The organism is Streptomyces cellostaticus, from assembly GCF_023630175.1.
Lineage (GTDB): Bacteria > Actinomycetota > Actinomycetes > Streptomycetales > Streptomycetaceae > Streptomyces > Streptomyces cellostaticus_A.
Genome location: NZ_JALLIN010000001.1, coordinates 198,317 through 216,684, shown reverse-complemented (window position 1 = coordinate 216,684; position 18,368 = coordinate 198,317). Strand labels below are relative to the sequence as shown.

Sequence of the window (18,368 nt, the reverse complement as noted above, 5' to 3'; positions counted from 1 at the left end):
GAGCGGGCACCCGGCCGTGCACGGCTCAGGACCGGCCCGCGCGCCGCGGGGCGGTCGGCCCGGCGCGCTCCGCGCGGGCGGGGAGGTGACGCGGCCATGAGCGCGGACTTCGACGACTACGAGCAGATCAGGCCCCTGGGACGCGGAGGTGCCGCGCAGGTGTGGGAGGCCGCGGCGCCGGACGGCACCCGCGTGGCGTTCAAGTTCTGGGAGTCGCTCGGAGCCGACCCGACGGCCCTGCGGTCCCGCATCCGCAGGGAGGCCGAACTGGCCGCCCGCATCGACCATCCCGGCGTCGTACGGCTGCGTGACGCCCGCGCCGAGGCCGAACGGCCCTTCCTGGTGTTCGAGTTCCTCGACGGGCCGTCCCTGGAGGACCTGGTGGTCCGGAGCGGTCCGCTGTCCGGCGCCGAGGCCCGTGACACGATCACCGGACTGCTCCGGGCGCTCGTGGAGGTACACGCCGCCCCGGTGGCACATCTCGATGTCAAGCCCGCCAACGTCATCCTGGACAACGGGACGGCGCCGAGCCCCCGGAGGCCCGGCACACCCTCAACCGTCTGCGCAGGGCGCTCGTCGAGGCCCGCACCGAGGACGGACGGCCCATGTCCACGCTCCGCGAAGTCGCGCCCTGGCCCTGGCCGGATGACCTCGCGGATACGCCGTACACCTCCCGGGCCGCCTTCGGCCAGCGCAAGAACCATGTCACCGCGTCGTACCTGAGGGCCGCGGGACAGGTCGTCCCCGAACTGGTGAAGGCACTGGCCGTCGGCGGCCGGCAGGGTGCCGACCGGCCGCGGCCGCGTTCGTGACGGCCGCGCGCACGGCTCGCCGGGAGTCTCTCCCCCTCCGGCCGGACCACTGGGGCAGCGGGCCGCTCCCGCACTCGAAGGCTTCCCCGTCCTTCTCTCCGTGAGGGCGTTCACGACGACCGACGCTCCCGTCTCCGCACCCTCCCGCCACCGTGCGAAACCGTTACCGAACGCCTGCGGGGCGCGGGGGGAGCGGCCGCCGTGTACGCCGGCCGGGGCCGCGTGCACCGGTGCCCGCGGGCGAGTGGGCCGGTGCCGCGCCCCTCCGGGCCGGCTCGGCGCAGACGCCGGGCGGCCGGCGGATCGCCGGGGCGGGTCCGGACGGGCCCGTCCTCCGTACGGCGAGGCCCGCGGAGGCCCTCCACTAGGCTGGAGCCCATGTCTGTGATCCGACTCCTCGTGCTCGGCGCGGTGCGTCAGCACGGGCGAGCCCATGGGTACCAGGTGCGGAACGACCTGGAGTACTGGGGCGCGCACGAGTGGTCCAACGCCAAGCCCGGCTCGATCTACCACGCGCTCAAGCAGATGGCGAAGCAGGGGCTGCTGCTGGCCCACGAGACCGAGCCGTCCACGGCCGGCGGGCCGCCGCGCACGGAGTACGAGATCACCGAAGAGGGCGCCGAGGAGTACCTCAGGCTGGTGCGCGAGGCGTTGACGTCGTACGACCAGAAGCCGGACGTACTCGCCTCGGCGCTCGGCTTCATCGTCGACCTGGAGCGCGAGGAGGCTCTGGAGCTGCTGCGCGACCGGGTGCACTCCATCCAGGAGTGGCGCAGGTCGGTCACCGAGTACTACACGCCGGAGGGCGGCCCGGGCCGGCTCGGGCACATCGGCGAGATCATGAATCTGTGGGTCCACTCGGCCGACGCCGGAGAGGCATGGACCCGCGGGCTCATCGAGCGCATCGAGGGCGGTGCCTACACCTTCGCGGGTGAGGGCGAGCCCTTCCGCGGCGTCCAGGCGGTGCTCGCAGAGGGGCAGAGCAACCCCTACGCGACGGGGGAGCGGCATCCGGGGGACGACCGGTAGCCGTCCCGGCCCGCTTCCCCGCGGATCGGCTTGGTACGGTCCCCTTCTCCCATACTAATCAAGTTTGACCAATCCGCTCGGCGGGCGCTACTTTGTCCGGGCGAGCAGTAGTCAATCTTGACTACATGATCCGGAGGAGACGCATGACCGACGCGATCGTCGCCGACGGCGTACGCAAGCGATACGGGGAGAAGGCCGCCCTGGACGATCTGCACCTGACGGTCGGACACGGCACCGTCCATGGCCTGCTGGGGCCGAACGGTGCGGGCAAGACCACCGGCGTGCGGGTGCTGACCACCCTGCTGCGGCCGGACGCCGGACGCGCGACGGTGGGAGGGTACGACGTCGTGCGGCAGGCCGACCAGGTGCGCCGCCGTATCGGTCTGCTCGGCCAGCACGCCGCGCTGGACGAGGAACTGGGCGGCCGGCAGAACCTGGAGATGTTCGGGCGCCTCTACCACCTGGGTGCCCGGCGCGCCCGGACCCGGGCGGACGAACTGCTGGAGCGCTTCGGCCTCGCCGACACCGGCACCAAGGCGGTCAAGCAGTACAGCGGTGGCATGCGGCGCCGGCTCGACCTCGCCGCCTCACTGATCACCGAGCCGCAGGTGCTGTTCCTCGACGAGCCGACCACCGGACTCGACCCGCGCAGCCGGGCCGAGGTGTGGGCCTCGGTGCGCTCCCTGGTCGGCGGCGGCACGACCGTGCTGCTCACCACGCAGTACCTGGAGGAGGCCGACCAACTGGCCGACCGGATCTCGGTGGTGGACCAGGGCCGGGTCATCGCCGACGGCACCGCCGACGAGCTGAAGGCCCGCACCGGCGGTGACCGCGTCGACGTCGTCCTGCGCGACGCCGGGCAGTTGGGCGCGGCGCTGGCCCTGCTGCCGATCGACGTCGGCGAGGTCTCGGTGGACGCCGACCGCCGCCTGTTCAGCGCCCCGGTCGCCGACCGGATGGGGGCGCTCACCCAGGTCGTGCGGGCCTTGCAGGAGGCGGGTATCGAGGCGGAGGACATCGCGCTGCGCAGGCCGACGCTGGACGAGGCGTTCCTGCATCTGACGGGGCGCTCCGAGGACGCGGGGGCCGACGCTGTGCGAGCCGGGGAGGCCGTATGAGCGCGGTCGGCGCCGTGGAGACGGCGCGGGAGGAGCGAGGCGGCAGGGTCTCGCTCGCCCTGAGCGACTCCTGGACGATGACGCGCCGGGAGCTCGCCCACTGGGCGCGGCAGCCGGTGCAGGTGGCCGTCGGCCTGGTCTTCCCCGTGATGATCCTGCTGATGTTCGGCTATCTGATCGGCGGCGGCCGGGAGGTCGAGGGCAAGTACATCGACTACCTCGTGCCCGGCACGCTCGCGCTCACCATGGCCTTCGGTCTGGAGAGCACGATGATCGCCGTCACCCAGGACCTCAACAAGGGCGTGATCGACCGGTTCCGTTCCATGCCGATGGCCAACGGCGCCGTGCTGGTGGGCCGTTCGGTCGCGGACATGCTGCAGTCGGCGGTCGGGCTCGCCGTGATGACCGGCGTCGGGTACGCGATCGGATGGCGGGCGCACGCCTCGGCGGGCGAGTTCCTGGCCGCCTTGGGGCTGCTGATGCTGTTCCGGTTCGCGATGCTGTGGATCGGCATCCAGCTCGCGCTGGTCGCGGGGAAGCCCGAGATGGTGCAGGCCGTGCAGATCCTGGTCTGGCCGGTCGGCTTCCTCTCCAACGCCATCGCGACCCCCGAGTCCATGCCGGACTGGCTGGGCACGGTCGTCGAATGGAACCCCATGTCCCGGACCGCGACGGCGGTGCGTGAGCTGTTCGGTGGCCACGGTGCCGGAGCGGGCCATCCCTGGGCCGCCGTGATCTGGCCGCTCGCTCTGCTCGCGGTGTTCTTCCCGCTGGCACTGCGGCGGTTCGGGGCACTGAGCAAGTAGCGGCGCGAACCCCCTCCGCTCAGCACGGGCCGGGCGTTCGCGGACGGTGGGACGGGGGAGGTGCCCCGGGGGACAGCGGTCACCGTCGCACACGGCGCCAGTGCTGCGACCGGAAGGGTTCACCGGCTCGCGGCGTCCGGCACGGCACCTCGCCGCGTCGTCGCATCACCCGAGTACGTCCGGTACGCGGACGATGCTCCGCCTTGCGATGCACCGCACCGGACGCCGCGAGCCTTCCGGCACACCTTTCCGGTCCCAGCACTGGAGAAGCCGTGGAACGCGGATGGGCCGCGTACCAGAACCGAGGAAGCGGGAGCAATGGTGTGGATTGCGTGTGAGGACGCCCGACTGCTGGCACGCTGTGCGGTCGCCTTCCAACCGGGCGATCCGGCTCGTACCGGACGGCTGGCCTTCTGGGACCCCGACGGTGCCGGTCCACCGGACGTCCCCTGCGGCGTGACGGAGGACGCCCGGCTCGCCACCGCCGACGGCTTGCGCACCCTCATGGTGCGGTGGCTGCCGGTCGCCGACGCGCTGCCGGTCCTGGCCATGGCCCGGCGTCAGCACGACGGCCGGACCGACGGCGCCGTCCACCCGTCGGCCGCGTTCTGGGGGGCCGCCACCGCCCTCGCCCTGCATCTGGCCGCCCGCGAAAGGCTGTTGCCCGGTGTCTCGGCCTGCGGGTACGACGCCTGGCGGGCCGGCCCGCTCGACCCCGAGGACGTGCTGCGGCTGGGGGAACTGGCCGCCGCCGCGCCACCCGAGGCGCTGGCCGTACCCGTGCCCGGCCGCACCGTGCTGCCCGAGCCGTTCCGCGCGGTGCGCGCCTTCCTCGACGCCGTCGCCGACACCCTGCCCCGCACCGCTGCCGCCGAGTCGGCCACCGGACGCGCCGCGTTCGCCGCCGTGGAGCCCCAGCACGTACCGCAGTTGCGGGCCTGGGCGGAGGAGATCGCCGTCGGTGTCGACGCGGGCGTGCGGGTCTGCCTGGCCGTGCGGCTCGTCCACGGGAAGGACGGCGAGCCGGGCGGCCGGATCGTGCCGCTCGTCTCCGACCTCGCCGACCCGACCGTCGAGCTGACCGCCGCGGAGCTCTTCGACGGCGCACCGCACGCGCTGGGTCCGCGCGCCCAGGCCGAGACGGTGCGCGCCGTCCGCCGCGCCGCCGGCGTGTGGCACCCGCTGTCCCGCCTGTTGCCGGTGCCGCGCGCACTCGACCTCGACGACCAGGAGTTCGGCGACCTGCTCGGCGACGGAGCGTCCCGGCTGCGGGCGCACGGCATCGACGTGCGGTGGCCGGACGAGGCGGCACACCTGCTGACCGCGCGGGCGGTGGTCGGCGCCGACCGCACCCCGCCCACCGACCTGCGCTGCGTCCTCGGCGGCGACGGCACCGTCGACCTGACCTGGCAACTGCGCTTCGACGGCGACCCGCTCACCGAGGAGGAGACGGCGGCCGTCGCCGCGGCGAACCGGCCGGTGGTGCGGATCCGCGACCGCCGGGTGTTCGTCGGCCCCGCACTCGCCCGGAAGGTACGCCGGCGCCTGCTCGGCCGGCTCACCGCCATCGAGACGCTGGCGGTGGCGCTGACCGGGTTCGCGGAGGCCGACGGCGAGCAGGTACCGGTCGCCGACGGGCCCTGGCTGGAAGCCCTGCGCGCCCTGCTCGCCGGCACCGACGCGGACCCGGCCGTCGAACCGCCGGCGGCGCTCGCCGCGACCCTGCGCGACTACCAGCTCCGCGGCCTGGGCTGGCTGGCCCGGATGACCTCGCTGGGCCTCGGCGGCTGTCTCGCCGACGACATGGGGCTGGGCAAGACGATCCAGCTCATCGCGCTCCATCTGCACCGGCAGCAGCACGACGCGGGCCACGGCCCCACCCTCGTGGTGTGCCCGGCGTCGCTGCTCGGCAACTGGGAGCGGGGAGTCCGCAGGTTCGCCCCCGGCACGGCCGTACGCCGCTTCCACGGCCCCGGCCGCACGCTCGCGGCCGCGGACCGCGGGTTCGTCCTGACGACCTACGGCACGATGCGCCTGGACGCCGAACGGCTCGGCGGGCACCACTGGGGCATGGTCGTCGCGGACGAGGCACAGCACGTGAAGAACGCCTCCTCCGCCACCGCGAAGGCGCTGCGGCAGATCCCCGCCGACGCCAGGATCGCGCTCACCGGCACGCCCGTCGAGAACAGCCTGTCCGAGCTGTGGGCCGTACTCGACTGGACCACTCCCGGACTGCTCGGCAGCCACGCCCGGTTCCGCCGCCGCTGGATCGCCCCGATCGAAGCGGAGCGGGTGGGCACCGGCGCGGAACCCCGCTCCGGCACCGCGGCGCGCCTGGCCGGCCTGGTCCGGCCCTTCCTGCTGCGCCGCCGCAAGTCCGACCCGGGCGTGGCGCCCGAACTGCCGCCCAAGACCGAGACGGACCACCCGGTCGCGCTCACCGCCGAGCAGGCCGCCCTCTACGAGGAGCAGGTACGGACCGTCATGGCCGAGATCAGGTCGACCGCGGGGATCGCCCGAAGCGGCCTGGTACTGAAGCTGCTCACCGGCCTGAAGCAGATCTGCAACCACCCCGCGCAGTTCCTCAAGGAGGAGGGCGCGAAGCTGTCCGGCCGCTCCGGCAAGCTGGCCCTTCTCGACGAGCTGCTGGACACGATCCTCACGGAGGACGGCGCGGCGCTCGTCTTCACCCAGTACGTCGCCATGGCGAGGCTGCTGGAGCGCCACCTCGGGGACCGGGGCATCCCCACCCAGCTACTGCACGGCGGGACACCGGTGGCCCGGCGCGAGGAGATGGTACGCCGCTTCCAGGACGGGGAGGTGCCCGTCTTCCTCCTGTCGTTGAAGGCGGCCGGCACCGGTCTCAACCTGACCCGGGCCGACCATGTCGTGCACTACGACCGCTGGTGGAACCCCGCCGTCGAGGCGCAGGCCACCGACCGGGCCCACCGCATCGGGCAGACCCGGCCGGTGCAGGTGCACCGGATGATCGCGGAGGGCACGGTCGAGGACCGTGTCGCGACGCTGCTGGAGGCCAAGCAGGAGCTGGCGGACGCCGTGCTCGGCAGCGGTGAGCAGGCGCTGGGCCGGCTCGGGAACGACGAGTTGGCGAACCTGGTCGAGCTGAGGAGCGCGCAGTGAGCGACGGACACGACCGCAGGGCCCGCGGCTTCGCCGCCTTCCCGGCCCGCAAGGGGGGCCGCGCCCGCGGGCAGTCCTGGTGGGGCAGGGCATGGACCGAGTCGATGGAGCACACCTGGCCCGAGCAGGAGCCGCTGAAGCAGGGGCGGGCCTTCGCGCGCTCCGGGCGGATCGGCCCGGTCACGGTCAGCCCGGGCCGCGTCGCGGCGCTGGTGTACGGCGGTGAGGACGAGCCCCACACCGTCGGCCTGGAGCTCGCGGAGCTGGACGACGACCAGTGGGACGCGCTGTGGGAGCGGACCGCGGACCGGCCGGCGGAGACCGCGGCGCTGCTCGCCGGGGAGCTGCCCCCGGACCTGCTGGAGGCCGCCGAGGACGCCCGCCTGGGCATCCTGCCCGGCTACGGCGAGCTCGAGCCGGACTGCGGCTGCGACGAGCCCGGTCACCCCTGCCCGCACGCCATCGCGCTGGGCTACCAGTTCTCCTGGCTGCTCGACGAGGAACCGCAGATCCTGCTGCTGGTCCGCGGCCGGGAGTGGGCCGAGGCCCTGGAGGAGCTGAAGTCGGTCGTCCTCGTGCGGGCCATGACCGGCGCTGCCGAGGACACCGCAGCCGAGGACACCGAGAACACCGCCGAGGGCGCCGGCGCCGAGGACACCGACGGCGCCCACGACACGGCGGACGAGGACAGCGGCCCGGGCGCGCGCCGGCCCGCCGCCGAGGCCGCGGGGGCGCCGCACGGAATCTCGGTCGCCGAGGCGTACGCCCGGCCCGTCGCCCCCCTGCCGGCGATCCCGGACCTGCCCGAACCCCCGGAGCGGACCGGTGAGCCCGTCACCGGCATCGAGGCCGATCCCCTGGACCGGCTGGTCGCCGACGCGGCCGTGCGCGCCCGCCACCTGCTGGCCTACACCCTGGGGCTGGCCGCCGAGCCGCCCAGGCCGCTCGATCTGTGGCAGGACACCGTGCGGATCGCCGCCACCCACCCCGACCCGCGGGTCCCGGGCCGGCTGCGGGACGCCTGCGGACGGCCGGACGAGCTGGACCGGGCGGTGGAGGCCTGGCGGACCGGCGGCGGCGCCGGACTCGAAGTCCTCGAACGGCGCTGGGAGCCCCCGGCGGCCGACGTCGCGCGGGCGCGCGCGGCGCTCACGGCGGGCTGGGAGGAGGACGAGCTGCCCGAGCTGGTCGTGCGCGGCAACCACTGGACGCCGGCCGGCCGGGGAGTACAGCTGCGCTACGGGCGAGACGGCCGCTGGTACCCGTACCAGGAGCGGTCCGGGGCCTGGTGGCCCGCCGGCCCGCCGGCCCACGAGCCGGCGCCGGCGCTCGACGGGCTCCTCGGCGGCTGACCGGCGTTGGCTCCGGCGGCGGGCGCCACGCCGGGTCCGGGACGCCGGACCCGGCGTGGTTGTCCGGCATCCGTCGCCCCCTTCGCGGACGACCCTGCGCGCAGGGGCAGAACCCGTGCGCGCACGGACCACCCGGGTCGCTCGAGCACGCCTATCTTTCGGACGTCCCCCCGCAGCCGTGCGCGGGGACATGCGCCGCCGCCGCACCGTGCCCGCCCCAGTGAGAGGCCAGAACATGACCGACCGCTCCCCGTTCACGCCCGTCACACCCGTTCTGGAGCCGGCCGCGGCCGAGTTCGCCCAGGCGACGGCGCAGCCGCCGTTCCTGTTCCAGATTCCGCCGGCCGAGGGGCGCAAGGCCGTCGACGAGGTCCAGTCCGGCCCGTCGAACCCGCCCGCCGTCGACGAGGAGTGGGTGACCGTCACCGGCGGCCCCACGGGCGAGGTCAGGGCCCGGGTGGTGCGGCCTGCGGGGGCTTCGGGCCGGCTCCCGGTCGTCGTCTACATCCACGGCGCCGGCTGGGTGTTCGGCAACGCCCACACCCACGACCGCCTCGTGCGCGAACTCGCCGTCGGCACCGGGGCCGCCGTGGTCTTCCCCGAGTACGCCCTGTCGCCCGAGCACCGCTACCCGGTGGCCGTCGAGCAGAACTGGACGGTGGCCCGCTGGATCACCACCGACGGCGCCGGCCACGGCCTGGACGCCTCCCGGATCGCGGTCGCCGGCGACTCGGTCGGCGGCAACATGTCCGCCGCCCTGACCCTGATGGCCAAGGAGCGCGGCGGCCTGGACCTGCGCGCGCAGGTGCTCTTCTACCCGGTCACGGACGCCTCCTTCGACACCGGCTCCTACCACCAGTTCGCCGAGGGCTACTTCCTGCGCCGCGACGGCATGCGGTGGTTCTGGGACCAGTACACGACCGACGAGCGAGAGCGGGCCGAGATCACCGCCTCCCCGCTGCGCGCCACCACCGAACAGCTCACCGGCCTGCCCCCGGCCCTGGTCATCACCGCCGAGGCCGACGTCCTGCGCGACGAGGGAGAGGCGTACGCCAACAAGCTCCGCGCGGCCGGGGTGCCGGTCACCGCGGTCCGCTACCAGGGCATCATCCACGATTTCGTGATGCTGAACGCCCTGCGCGGCACCCACGCCGCCCAGTCCGCGATCGACCTCGCCGTCGGGACCCTCCGGCGGGCCCTCGCCGGCGACTGAGCGGGCCGCGCGGCCGGGCGGGCGCGGAACGAGCACGCCGGCACCGGGATCACCCGGCCGCGGTCACACCCTCGCGATCGACCACGGCCGGCGCGAGGTCGCCGACACCGCGTTCGCCTCCGTCGGGCGGTTCGTCGGCCCCACCGCGTGACGGGCGGCCGGCCCGGCGCAGTCGGTCCGTCATCCCCACGCCGGCGGCTCAACCCGCCGAACGGGACGGCGCGTGCAGCCTCCGCCACGCATGCGGAGTCATGCCGTAGGTCTGGCGGAACGCACGGCCGAAATGGCTGGCGCTGACGAACCCGCACCGGTGTCCGACGGCGGCGATCGTCGGCGGTTTGCTTTCGCGGCGGGTGAGTTCGCGGCGGGACGCCTCCAGGCGGCGATGCCGGATCCACGTGCCGACCGTGGTGCCCTCCTGGGCGAAGAGCCGGTGCACGTAGCGGACCGAGATGTGGTGGGCGGCCGCGATCGACGCCGGGGAGAGCCCTGGATCCGCCAGCCGGTCCTCGATGTGGGCACGGATCCGGGACATCAGGTCGGCGACCTCGGCGGACCGGGCCGGTGGCTCCGGGGCGACCTGGAGAGCCAGTGCCTCCACGAGGGATCCCGCGACCCGGGCCCCGGCCTCGGGCCGCAGCCGCGTCATGGTCTCGGCCAGGCCGGTCAGGAGCGGTGCGACCGCCCGGCCGGCCGCGTCGGTCGAACCGGACAGGACCTGCTCGTCCCGCAGGGGAAGAGACCCGCGAGGCATCCGGAACAGCCGCAGTCCGGCCCGGTCGGGGAGCTCCAGGCTGAAGGCGCGGTCGGTGAGCAGAAGGGCCACGTCCGCCGGGGCCAGCCTCGTCCTGCGGTCGCGCTGGATCAGGACACTGCTGCCCGAGGTCTGCACCACGACGGTGACGGAGCCGGGGGTGGTGCCCGGTGACTCGCCGTCCGAAGCGGCCTCACGGCGGATGAGGTGCGCGTCCGCGTCGAGCGCCACCACCCGGAGGCAGCCGTGCTCGCTCGACGTCAACTGCCCGGAGAAGGAACGGTGATCCCGCGGGAGGACCGTCACCGGGCCCATGGCATCGCGCACCGCGTCGGACCAGAGGCCGGCGCGATCCGGACCCGGGACGTCCCGGGTCCGGAACACCACGGGTGCCGTGGCGGGGCGGACGACCGGCCCCCGGTTCCGGTCCGGGCGAGAAGGGCCGCCGCCCGCGGTCCGTACCGGTGCTTCTGTTGTCCAAGGCATGCTCGCAGCGTGCAGGGTGGGGAACGGTCTCCGAATCCTGGAAACACCCCAGTCCCTGGGGGCCGTCCCCCACCACCGGGCCGGGGCGCCCGCGCTGTTCGGTCTCCACCCTCGCCGCGTACGAGCGGGGCGCCGGGTGCCGCCACCGGGGCTCATCGACCAGGCGGGCGAGGCGCTGGACGCGGGAGCGGGTGGCCGCCGGCCACGGCCGGCGGGAGGTCGCGTTCGCCGTCCCTCCGCCGACGGTCACCGGACCCCCGTGCGGGGGTCGAGCCGCTCGAGGAAGCGGGCCTGGTCCGTGAGGAATCCCTTGGCGAAGAGCCGCCGGGGCGCGAAGACCGCGGTCATGGTCAGGCGCCAGTCCGAGCCCTCGACGTCGTGATCGACCAGGGAGTGGGTGGCGTCGGGGTAGTGGGCGACGCTCAGGGAGGCCGGGGGAAGGAGCGCCCGGTAGACGGCTTCGGTCTCCTCGACGTCCACGTTGACGTCATGGCCGGCCAGCACCAGCAGGAGCGGCGTGCCGCGCATCGCGCGCAGACCGGCGGTCGCGTCCGAGCGGTGGTTCCTGGCGATGAACCTCCATCGGGCCGCTGTCATGCCGTCCACGTCACCGACCACGGCCCGGTACTCCCCGAAGGACGCCCCCCGCTCCAGCAGGCGCAGGGTGGTCTGCCGCCGACGCAGCGCGGCATCCCGCTCCCGGGTGGTCGCGCCGTCCCGGTCCAGCTCGGCGAGGAGGTTGTAGCGGCCCTGCCGGAGCCAGTTGACGGCCGGGGAGACGGCGATGACGAACTGCAACCGCCGGTCCCGGGCGGCGACCTCGGGCAGGACCCAGCCGGCCTGGCTCGCTCCCCACAGGCCGATGCGGCGGCCGTCGATGTCGGGGCGGTCGCGTGCCCAGGCCACGGCGGCCAGCGTCTCGTCGGCCCGGTCCTTCATGCTCTGGTCCAGCCAATTGCCCTGCGATCCACCGATTCCGGGCTTGCTGAAGGACAGCGAGGCGTACCCGGCGCGGGCGAAGGACTCCCACAGCGGCCGGTAGAACGTCTCGTGCGTCGCGTCGATCGGCCCGTCGCCATGGACGAACACGGCCAGGCCGAAGGGTCCCTCGCCCCGTGCCGGCCGGGCCAGCACCCCTTCGAGCAGCTTTCCGTCGTGCCGCAGCGACACCTTCTCCTCGCGCAGGGCGTAGGTGTTCTGCCACGCCGCCACCCCGGTGAGCCCGCCCGCCGCCAGCAGCGGTCCCACAACGGCCCACACCACCCACCGTCGCCACGTCGGCTTGCCCCGTGTCCGGAACACAACAGCCCCCCTGAAACTATCGCTTCACAAACGGTCGTATCGATAATGAGCGTATTATGGTTGATAGTGCAAGGTGATTCGTCGCCGGACGAGGGAGTGGCGTGGAGGCAACGGTGAGCGGGGCTCGGGGCGCGGACGACCGCCCGGTGGTGCGCAGGGGTGTGCCCGAGGGCGGTGAGGAGCGGGTGGCCGCGCTGTACTGGGAGGCGTTCGGCCGCAAAATCGCCCCGGCGCTCAACCCGCCCGGCAAGGGGCGCGCGTTCATCGCGACCCACCTCCACCGTGACCGGGGCGTCACCGCGCTCGCCGCCGGCCGGGTGGTCGGTGTGGCCGGCTACCGGCTCGATGGCAGGGCGCTGACCGGCGGGGGCGTCAAGGACGTTCTGTCCGCCTACGGTTCCTGCCGCGGCCTTCCCCGGCTCGTGCTCCTCGCCCTGCTGGAACGCACGCCCGCGGCGGGCGAACTGGTCATGGACGGCATCGCGGTCGACGCGGCGCACCGCGGCCGGGGCATCGGGAGCCTCCTCCTGCGGGAGGTCGCCGCCGTCGCCGCCGACCACGGCTGCCGGCGCGTCCGCCTGGACGTCGTCGACACCAACCCCCGCGCCAGGGCCTTGTACGAGCGGCACGGCTTCACCGCCCACCGCACCGAGCGGACCCCCTGGTTGCGCGGTCTGATGGGCTTCGGGGCGGTCACCACCATGCACCGCCCCGTCACCGACACGCACGCGGACGCGGACGCGACGAGCGGGCGGGAGGCGCGATGAGCACCCCTGCCGCCGCCCGTGCCACCGGCGGGGCCGATCGGCCCGAGATCCCCACCCGGCTGGTCGTCCACGCCCTGGTCCGCGAGGACGGCACCGTCGACGCCGGCGAGCTCTACGACGTCGCCGACCTGCTCGGCATGAGCCACCAGCAGATCAGGCTCTGCGTCAAACGTCTGGTCGCGGAAGGCCGGTTCACGCAGGAGGGCCGCGGCCGCAGGGCCACGCTGCACGCGGTGACCGACGTGACCGGCTCCCTGGCGCCCGACGCCGCCTACGTCCGTCACGCCTACCGGCAGGACGCCGGACTCGCCCCGTGGGACGGCGCGTGGCACCTGTTCGCCTTCGCCGTTCCCGAGTCGCGCCGCACCGCCCGCGACGCCCTGCGCGAGCACCTCCTCCACCTCGGCGCCGCACCCGTCCAAAGCGGTCTGTACGTCACCGCCAACCCCGTCACCGAGCTCGTCGACCCGCTGGCGCGGCACCTCGGTGTCCTGGACAGCCTCACCCACTTCACCAGCACCGACCTGCGCATCGGCGAGGTCACCGATCCGCGGGCCCTGGCCGCCGCACTGTGGCCGCTCACCGAGATCGCCGGGCGGTACGGCCACCTGGCCGCCTACGCCGAAGGCTGCCTGGCCCGGCTCGCCGAGGCGCCGGGCCCGTCGGACGCCGGGCGGCTCACCGCTGCCGTCGAACTCGCCGCCCACTTCTCCGCCGCGATGCGACCCGACCCCCTCCTGCCCCCGGAACTGCTGCCGCAACCGTGGCCCGGGGCCCGCGCCCGCAGCCTGGCCGCCGACTGCTGGAAGCGGCTGCGGCAGGGCCCCCGCGCGGACGGCACTCCCGCCCTTCGTCTGTTCGCTCTCTACTCCGACGCGCTGCGCCCCGCGGACGGCGGGCGGCCCGCCACGAGGAGCGGCCGCGCCGGCCTGCCGGCCCCGGCGGGGGAGGGCCGGTCCCACTGACGGCGGCGGCCGCCGGGGAGGGGGCGGGAGTGGCCGGCCGGCTTGTCCGCGGGGCCAGGATCACGACGTTCGCCGCCCCGGTGGCCGCCCGGCGCGGCACCGGCTGCTGGTCCGCGCGGGGATCCACCGGCGGTCGAGACGTGAGGAAGGGGGCGCCTGCCGCCCCGTCGCGGGGCGGCAGGCGGACGTGCGAGTCACGCGCTGACATCGTTGTCGGCGCGTGGCCCCATGGATCGTGATGCAGTGGGACGAGGCGGGCTCGCCGAGTGCGGGTGGATCACGTCACCGGTCCGGCGGTGTTCGTGGCGCCGGGCGTCCGGGCGGAGCGTGCGGGTGCCCTACGGCGTGTAGACGGCGTCACTGCCGTACAACTCCCTGGTGAACGCGGAGACGTCGGCGCTTCGATCGGTGCCGTCCAGGTTGTACGTCAGATAGACCCCGTATCCCTCGCTGACGGTGCGGCGGGCGAGGCCGGCGACCGTGCTCCGTGAGGTGCGGCCGATCTCGACGGCCGCCGGTGACAGCCGTGACTTGGGCAGTGCGACGCCGGGGACCTGCCAGGTGCCGTAGTACGGGTTCCAGGCGTAGTCGAACGTGGAGGAGATGTCGACGCCGCCGTAGGACAGCCGCGACGCCGCCGGGCCGATGTTGTAGAGGCTGATGATCTTGTCCGGCATGTCCGCCCGCAGGGCCGTCACCAGGTTCACGAACGAGCTGGCGTTGGGCTGACTCGTGCCGTTGTTGCCGTACTCGGCGTATTCGTCGTCGAAGTCGATGCCGTCGAGACCGTACGTGGCCACGGCCTCGGACATCTCCTGCGCGAACGCCGAAGCAGCCTCCTGCGAGGTGAAGTTGGCGAATCCCGCGCCCTGGTGGTTGCCGAGCACCGAGAGCACGACCTTGATGCCCTGCCGCTGCAACGGCCGTATCTCCGTGGCGGCGTTGTCGAGGACGCGCTGCACGTTCTCGTTGAAGTACAGACACGCCGCCTTCGTGGTCGTGTCGTAGTTGATGTTCGCCGCGAAGATCAGGGCGACGTCGAAGGCGTTGCCGCCGCCGTCGGCGAGCGTGTACTTGCCGACGTTGAGCATGCTGTTGCTGTTCACCTCGACGTAGGCCACCGAGGTCGGACCCTGCTTGGCGGGAGCGGGAGCGGGAGCAGGGGCCGCCGCGGCTCCGGTCGTGCCGAAGGCGAGGGCTGTGACGGCCCAGATCGCCAGGGCGGCCGTCCGGCCTCTGTTCCGTAACTGAAGGGACATGGTTGGTCGTTCTCCCATCGTCTGGTTGGCGCCCGGTCCGTTCGCGGGCGCCGAGCGGGTTCCTGACGGGCCCCGGGAGATCGACTGCTGTGACCGGGTCCCGGGAACCGTGCGCGAACTCTTCACGACATCCCTGTAGGACACAACCTCCCGGCCGAGAAGGAGTTCACCCATGCCGGACAATGGCCGAGAAGATCCCGCGGGAGACCGGGAGACCGGGAGACCGGGCGAGCTCATGACCCCGGGAGCCTCGCGCACGAACGGCGGCGACGCGATGCGCATGGAACCGGAGGGTCGAGGCCGGCCGGGACGGCGACCGGGGCGGGTGTGTGACCCGCCACTGCCGGCCGCGCCCGTCCGGGGTCACCCGGGAAGGGCGGTGCGCAGGTGCCTGCGAGACGTGATGCCGAGCTTCCGGAAGACCTTGCCCAGGTGGTACTCGACGGTGCTCGCGCTGAGGAACAGGTGTGTGGCGATCTCCTGGTTGGTGGCTCCGTCCGCGGCCATCCGCGCGATCCGGGTCTCCTGCGGGGTGAGGTGGCCGGGCGCTCCGGTGCCATGTCGTCGCGGCCGCTCGCCCGTGGCCCGCAGTTCCAGCCGGGCCCGTTCCGCGAAGGCGGCCGCGCCCATCCGGGCGAACGCCTCGTGGGCCGCCCGCAGATGCGCCCGCGCCTCCGTAGGGCGCCGTCGCCGTCGCAGCCACTCCCCGTAGAGCAGACGGGTGTGGGCCTTCTCCGTGCCCAGTGGGGTCGGGCCGAGGTGGGCGAGCGCGTCACGGAAGAAGTCCTCGGCGGCGGCGCCGGTCGCCAGGAGGGCACGACTGCGGGCGAGCAGCCCGAGCGCCCAAGGGGTGCCGGCGGCCTCGGCCCGCTCGGCGAGCTCGTCCAGGGCCCGTTCGGCCAGGCCGGTGTCGTGGATGCGGGCCGCCGCCTCGACGAGCCCGGGCAGTACGAGGCCCGCGCCGTGCGGAGGCGGGTCGTCGAGGACCGGGCGCGCCGCCGCCTCGGCGTCGGGATAGCGGCCCTGGCCGAGCCCGAGTACGACGGTGGCGGCTCTGACCAGTTGCACCGCGATGCCGCCGGGCTGTTCGGGATAGAGGTCCCGCTGGGCCCGTACCGCTGCCAGGGTGGCCGCCTCGTCGCCGCGCCAGCCGTGCAGCATGGCGTCCGTGGGGTGCGAGAAGCGGGGATCGGCACCGGTCGCGTCGGCCACGTCCTTGAACTCGGCGAAGTGGAGCTGAGCGGTGGCCAGGTCGCCGCGGAACACCTCCGCCGTGGCATTGGCGTGCGCGGCGATCTGGAGCATCCGCAGGGCGCCGTGCGCGCGGGCCGCGTCGGCGTAGCGCCGTCCGCACTCCGACAGCGCGTCGATGTCCCAGGTCTCGATCGCCGCGAGCATGCCGAGCAGGCTCCAGCGGACCGCCCCGCCGTGTTCGGCGCCCGGCGCCCTCATGGCCGTGAGCGCGGCCTTCAGCACGTGGGCCGCCTCGGCGTGGCCGAGCGCCACGAGCCGCGCGTGACCGTCCAGCAGGAGGTCGGCGGGGTCCTGGGAGTCCCCCAGGGGGCCGCTCCGGCTGCCGCGGACCGCCAACGCGGTGCGGGCGACCCGGGTGATGCTCGCGCCCGGGCCGAGCCGGGGGACGACGATCGCCGCGTCGACGGCTTCGAGCAGGGCGTCGCGGCAGCCGTGCGGGTCGCGGTCCGACAGGGCCAGAGCGGCCTGGTGCAGCAGGGCGACGGCGCCCTCCTTGCCGACCATCACGTGCACCAGGCCCCGCAGGCGGTCGGCATGGGCCCGCAGGACCGGGAGGCCGGGGCCGGGCCCCAGGAGCGCGAGCAGTTCCTCGCCCCGGTGGGGGGACCCGGCCATGAGGGTCGCGGCACAGGCCTCCAGCAGACGGGTGGAGCGTGAGACGGCGTCCCCGGTGAGTTCCGCCGCGCGGTGGAGGAAGGCGGCGCGGGCGAGGTATCCGCCGTTGTCCTTGGCGCGTTCGGCGCGTACCTGGAGTTCCGCCGCCACGCCTTCGTCGGGCCCCTCGGCGGCGGAGGCCAGGTGCCAGGCACGCCGGTCCGGATCGGTCAGCGGGTCGGTGACGGCGGCCAGAGCGGCATGGGCGGCGCGGCGTTCCGCCCTGCTCGCCCCCGTGTACACGGCGGAACGGATCAGGGGGTGCCGGAACGGAGAGCCGGCGGGCCCGGTGTGCACGGCGAGCACGTCGGCGCGCTCGGCCTCCTCGAAGGCGGCGTCGATCTCGCCGGAGGCCGACGGGGTCTGACGGTCCAGCGCGCGGCGGACCAGGTCCCGGTCGCCGGTGGCGTCGGCCGCGACCATCAGCACCGTGCTCCGGCTCAGTGCCGTGAGTTGCCGGAAGCGTTGCAGGAACCGGGCCTCCAGGCTGCGGCTGACCGGCAGCGGCGTGGCGATCGCACCCGCCTGCAGGGTGCGGGCGCTGCGGGCCAGTTCGCGGAGTGCCAGCGGGTTCCCCGCGGACTCGGCGATGATCCGTTCCTGGAGGGCCGGGGCGGTCGTGGGGTCGAGGTGTTCGGTCAGCAGGGCCCGGGCGTCGGACTCCGGCAACCCGTGTATCCGCAGCTCGGGCAGGCCCGCCAGCACGGCGCCGGAAGCGTGCTCGTCGCGCAGTGCGAACAGCATGCCCATGCCGTCGGCGTGCAGACGGCGCCCCACGAACGCCAATACGTCCAGGGACTCCTGGTCCACCCACTGGGCGTCGTCGCACACCACGAGAAGCGGTTGCCGCCGGGCGGCACCGGCCATGAGAGTGAGGACGGCCAGCCCCACCAGAAAGCGGTCGGGAGCACTCCCGGCCGCCATGCCGAACGCCGTCTCCAGGGCGGCGAGCTGCGGGGCGGGAAGTTCCAGGCGCAGGTCCAGGAACGGCAGCACGATGCGGTGCAGGGCGGCGAAGCCGAGCTCCTGTTCGGACTCCACGCCGTCGAGCCGGGTCACGCGCATGGGCGAGGCCGAGGCGACCGCGTGGTCCAGCAGCGCCGTCTTGCCGATCCCGGCGTCGCCGCGGAGCACGAGGACACCGCTCATCCCGGTCCGGACGTCATCGAGCAGGCGGTCCAGCTCGGCTCGTTCCGATCGGCGCCCCGTCATGATCATGAGGTCGAAAATACCCCGAACGTCCCAACACCCCTGCCGGTGCCGCGGTTCCGTACGACGGCGCCGCGGGCGAGGGGTGGGTGTGGGGTGGGCGTGGGGGCGTTCGGGACCGGCGGGTTCCTGGACTCGGCGACCGCCCGTCGCCCGGTACTCGGCGAGCATGCCGGGCCGCCTCGGGTCGGCGGCGGCTCCGACCGCCCTCGTTGCGACGGGGCCGTGAACGAGACCGAACCGGGGC

13 protein-coding genes are annotated in these 18,368 nt (G+C 74.2%); 9 read left to right on the top strand and 4 right to left on the bottom strand.

The window, feature by feature from the left end; translation table 11 throughout:
• Positions 1 to 96: 96 nt before the first annotated feature.
• The 7 genes from MXD57_RS00595 to MXD57_RS00565 all read left to right on the top strand — a co-directional run bounded on the left by MXD57_RS00595 (position 97) and on the right by MXD57_RS00565 (position 9,471).
• Positions 97 to 723, top strand: coding sequence for a protein kinase domain-containing protein (locus tag MXD57_RS00595; protein WP_250399230.1), 627 nt, complete (start codon positions 97 to 99; stop codon positions 721 to 723).
• Between the two features lie 467 nt (positions 724 to 1,190).
• Complete coding sequence (locus MXD57_RS00590) at positions 1,191 to 1,841, top strand: PadR family transcriptional regulator (RefSeq protein ID WP_250399229.1); 651 nt, start codon at positions 1,191 to 1,193, stop codon at positions 1,839 to 1,841.
• A gap of 143 nt (positions 1,842 to 1,984) precedes the next feature.
• On the top strand, positions 1,985 to 2,959 hold the full coding sequence (locus MXD57_RS00585; RefSeq protein ID WP_250399228.1) for an ATP-binding cassette domain-containing protein: 975 nt from the start codon (positions 1,985 to 1,987) through the stop codon (positions 2,957 to 2,959).
• Positions 2,956 to 3,765, top strand: a complete 810-nt coding sequence (locus MXD57_RS00580) for an ABC transporter permease (protein ID WP_374114633.1) — start codon at positions 2,956 to 2,958, stop codon at positions 3,763 to 3,765. The genes MXD57_RS00585 and MXD57_RS00580 overlap by 4 nt, the downstream gene beginning before the upstream one ends.
• Before the next feature lie 318 nt (positions 3,766 to 4,083).
• Complete coding sequence (locus MXD57_RS00575) at positions 4,084 to 6,906, top strand: DEAD/DEAH box helicase (protein WP_250399227.1); 2,823 nt, start codon at positions 4,084 to 4,086, stop codon at positions 6,904 to 6,906.
• The gene (locus MXD57_RS00570) at positions 6,903 to 8,258 is read left to right on the top strand and encodes a hypothetical protein (RefSeq protein WP_250399226.1); all 1,356 of its coding nucleotides are present in this window, start codon (positions 6,903 to 6,905) and stop codon (positions 8,256 to 8,258) included. Before MXD57_RS00575 ends, MXD57_RS00570 begins: the two co-directional genes overlap by 4 nt.
• Positions 8,259 to 8,493: 235 nt before the next feature.
• Positions 8,494 to 9,471 (top strand): alpha/beta hydrolase, encoded by a 978-nt coding sequence (locus MXD57_RS00565; protein ID WP_250399225.1) that lies wholly within the window; start codon positions 8,494 to 8,496, stop codon positions 9,469 to 9,471.
• A gap of 199 nt (positions 9,472 to 9,670) precedes the next feature.
• Here MXD57_RS00565 and MXD57_RS00560 read toward each other — a convergent pair whose 3' ends face one another.
• Positions 9,671 to 10,711 carry a helix-turn-helix domain-containing protein gene (locus MXD57_RS00560; protein ID WP_284504888.1) on the bottom strand — a complete coding sequence of 347 codons (1,041 nt, stop codon included), beginning with the start codon at positions 10,709 to 10,711 and terminating at the stop codon, positions 9,671 to 9,673.
• A gap of 246 nt (positions 10,712 to 10,957) precedes the next feature.
• Complete coding sequence (locus MXD57_RS00555) at positions 10,958 to 11,959, bottom strand: alpha/beta hydrolase family protein (protein ID WP_250399223.1); 1,002 nt, start codon at positions 11,957 to 11,959, stop codon at positions 10,958 to 10,960.
• Positions 11,960 to 12,126: 167 nt separating this feature from the next.
• On the opposite strand from MXD57_RS00555, the gene MXD57_RS00550 reads away from it, so the two are divergent.
• Positions 12,127 to 12,780, top strand: coding sequence for a GNAT family N-acetyltransferase (locus tag MXD57_RS00550; RefSeq protein ID WP_250399222.1), 654 nt, complete (start codon positions 12,127 to 12,129; stop codon positions 12,778 to 12,780).
• Positions 12,777 to 13,745 carry a PaaX family transcriptional regulator C-terminal domain-containing protein gene (locus MXD57_RS00545; RefSeq protein ID WP_250399221.1) on the top strand — a complete coding sequence of 323 codons (969 nt, stop codon included), beginning with the start codon at positions 12,777 to 12,779 and terminating at the stop codon, positions 13,743 to 13,745. Before MXD57_RS00550 ends, MXD57_RS00545 begins: the two co-directional genes overlap by 4 nt.
• Before the next feature lie 338 nt (positions 13,746 to 14,083).
• On the opposite strand, the gene MXD57_RS00540 is transcribed toward MXD57_RS00545, so the two are convergent.
• Together MXD57_RS00540 and MXD57_RS00535 are read right to left on the bottom strand one after the other, a co-directional pair.
• The gene (locus MXD57_RS00540) at positions 14,084 to 15,004 is read right to left on the bottom strand and encodes an endo-beta-N-acetylglucosaminidase H (RefSeq protein WP_250399220.1); all 921 of its coding nucleotides are present in this window, start codon (positions 15,002 to 15,004) and stop codon (positions 14,084 to 14,086) included.
• Between the two features lie 363 nt (positions 15,005 to 15,367).
• On the bottom strand, positions 15,368 to 18,130 hold the full coding sequence (locus MXD57_RS00535; protein WP_250399219.1) for a helix-turn-helix transcriptional regulator: 2,763 nt from the start codon (positions 18,128 to 18,130) through the stop codon (positions 15,368 to 15,370).
• Positions 18,131 to 18,368 lie beyond the last annotated feature (238 nt).

Excerpts from the sequence above, each read along its gene's own strand:
- MXD57_RS00595 (WP_250399230.1), top strand. The coding sequence starts at position 97 with ATGAGCGCGGACTTCGACGACTACGAGCAGATCAGGCCCCTGGGACGC.
- MXD57_RS00590 (WP_250399229.1), top strand. The coding sequence starts at position 1,191 with ATGTCTGTGATCCGACTCCTCGTGCTCGGCGCGGTGCGTCAGCACGGG.
- MXD57_RS00585 (WP_250399228.1), top strand. The coding sequence starts at position 1,985 with ATGACCGACGCGATCGTCGCCGACGGCGTACGCAAGCGATACGGGGAG.
- MXD57_RS00580 (WP_374114633.1), top strand. The coding sequence starts at position 2,956 with ATGAGCGCGGTCGGCGCCGTGGAGACGGCGCGGGAGGAGCGAGGCGGC.
- MXD57_RS00575 (WP_250399227.1), top strand. The coding sequence starts at position 4,084 with ATGGTGTGGATTGCGTGTGAGGACGCCCGACTGCTGGCACGCTGTGCG.
- MXD57_RS00565 (WP_250399225.1), top strand. The coding sequence starts at position 8,494 with ATGACCGACCGCTCCCCGTTCACGCCCGTCACACCCGTTCTGGAGCCG.
- MXD57_RS00560 (WP_284504888.1), bottom strand. The coding sequence starts at position 10,711 with ATGCCTTGGACAACAGAAGCACCGGTACGGACCGCGGGCGGCGGCCCT.
- MXD57_RS00545 (WP_250399221.1), top strand. The coding sequence starts at position 12,777 with ATGAGCACCCCTGCCGCCGCCCGTGCCACCGGCGGGGCCGATCGGCCC.
- MXD57_RS00540 (WP_250399220.1), bottom strand. The coding sequence starts at position 15,004 with ATGTCCCTTCAGTTACGGAACAGAGGCCGGACGGCCGCCCTGGCGATC.
- MXD57_RS00535 (WP_250399219.1), bottom strand. The coding sequence starts at position 18,130 with ATGATCATGACGGGGCGCCGATCGGAACGAGCCGAGCTGGACCGCCTG.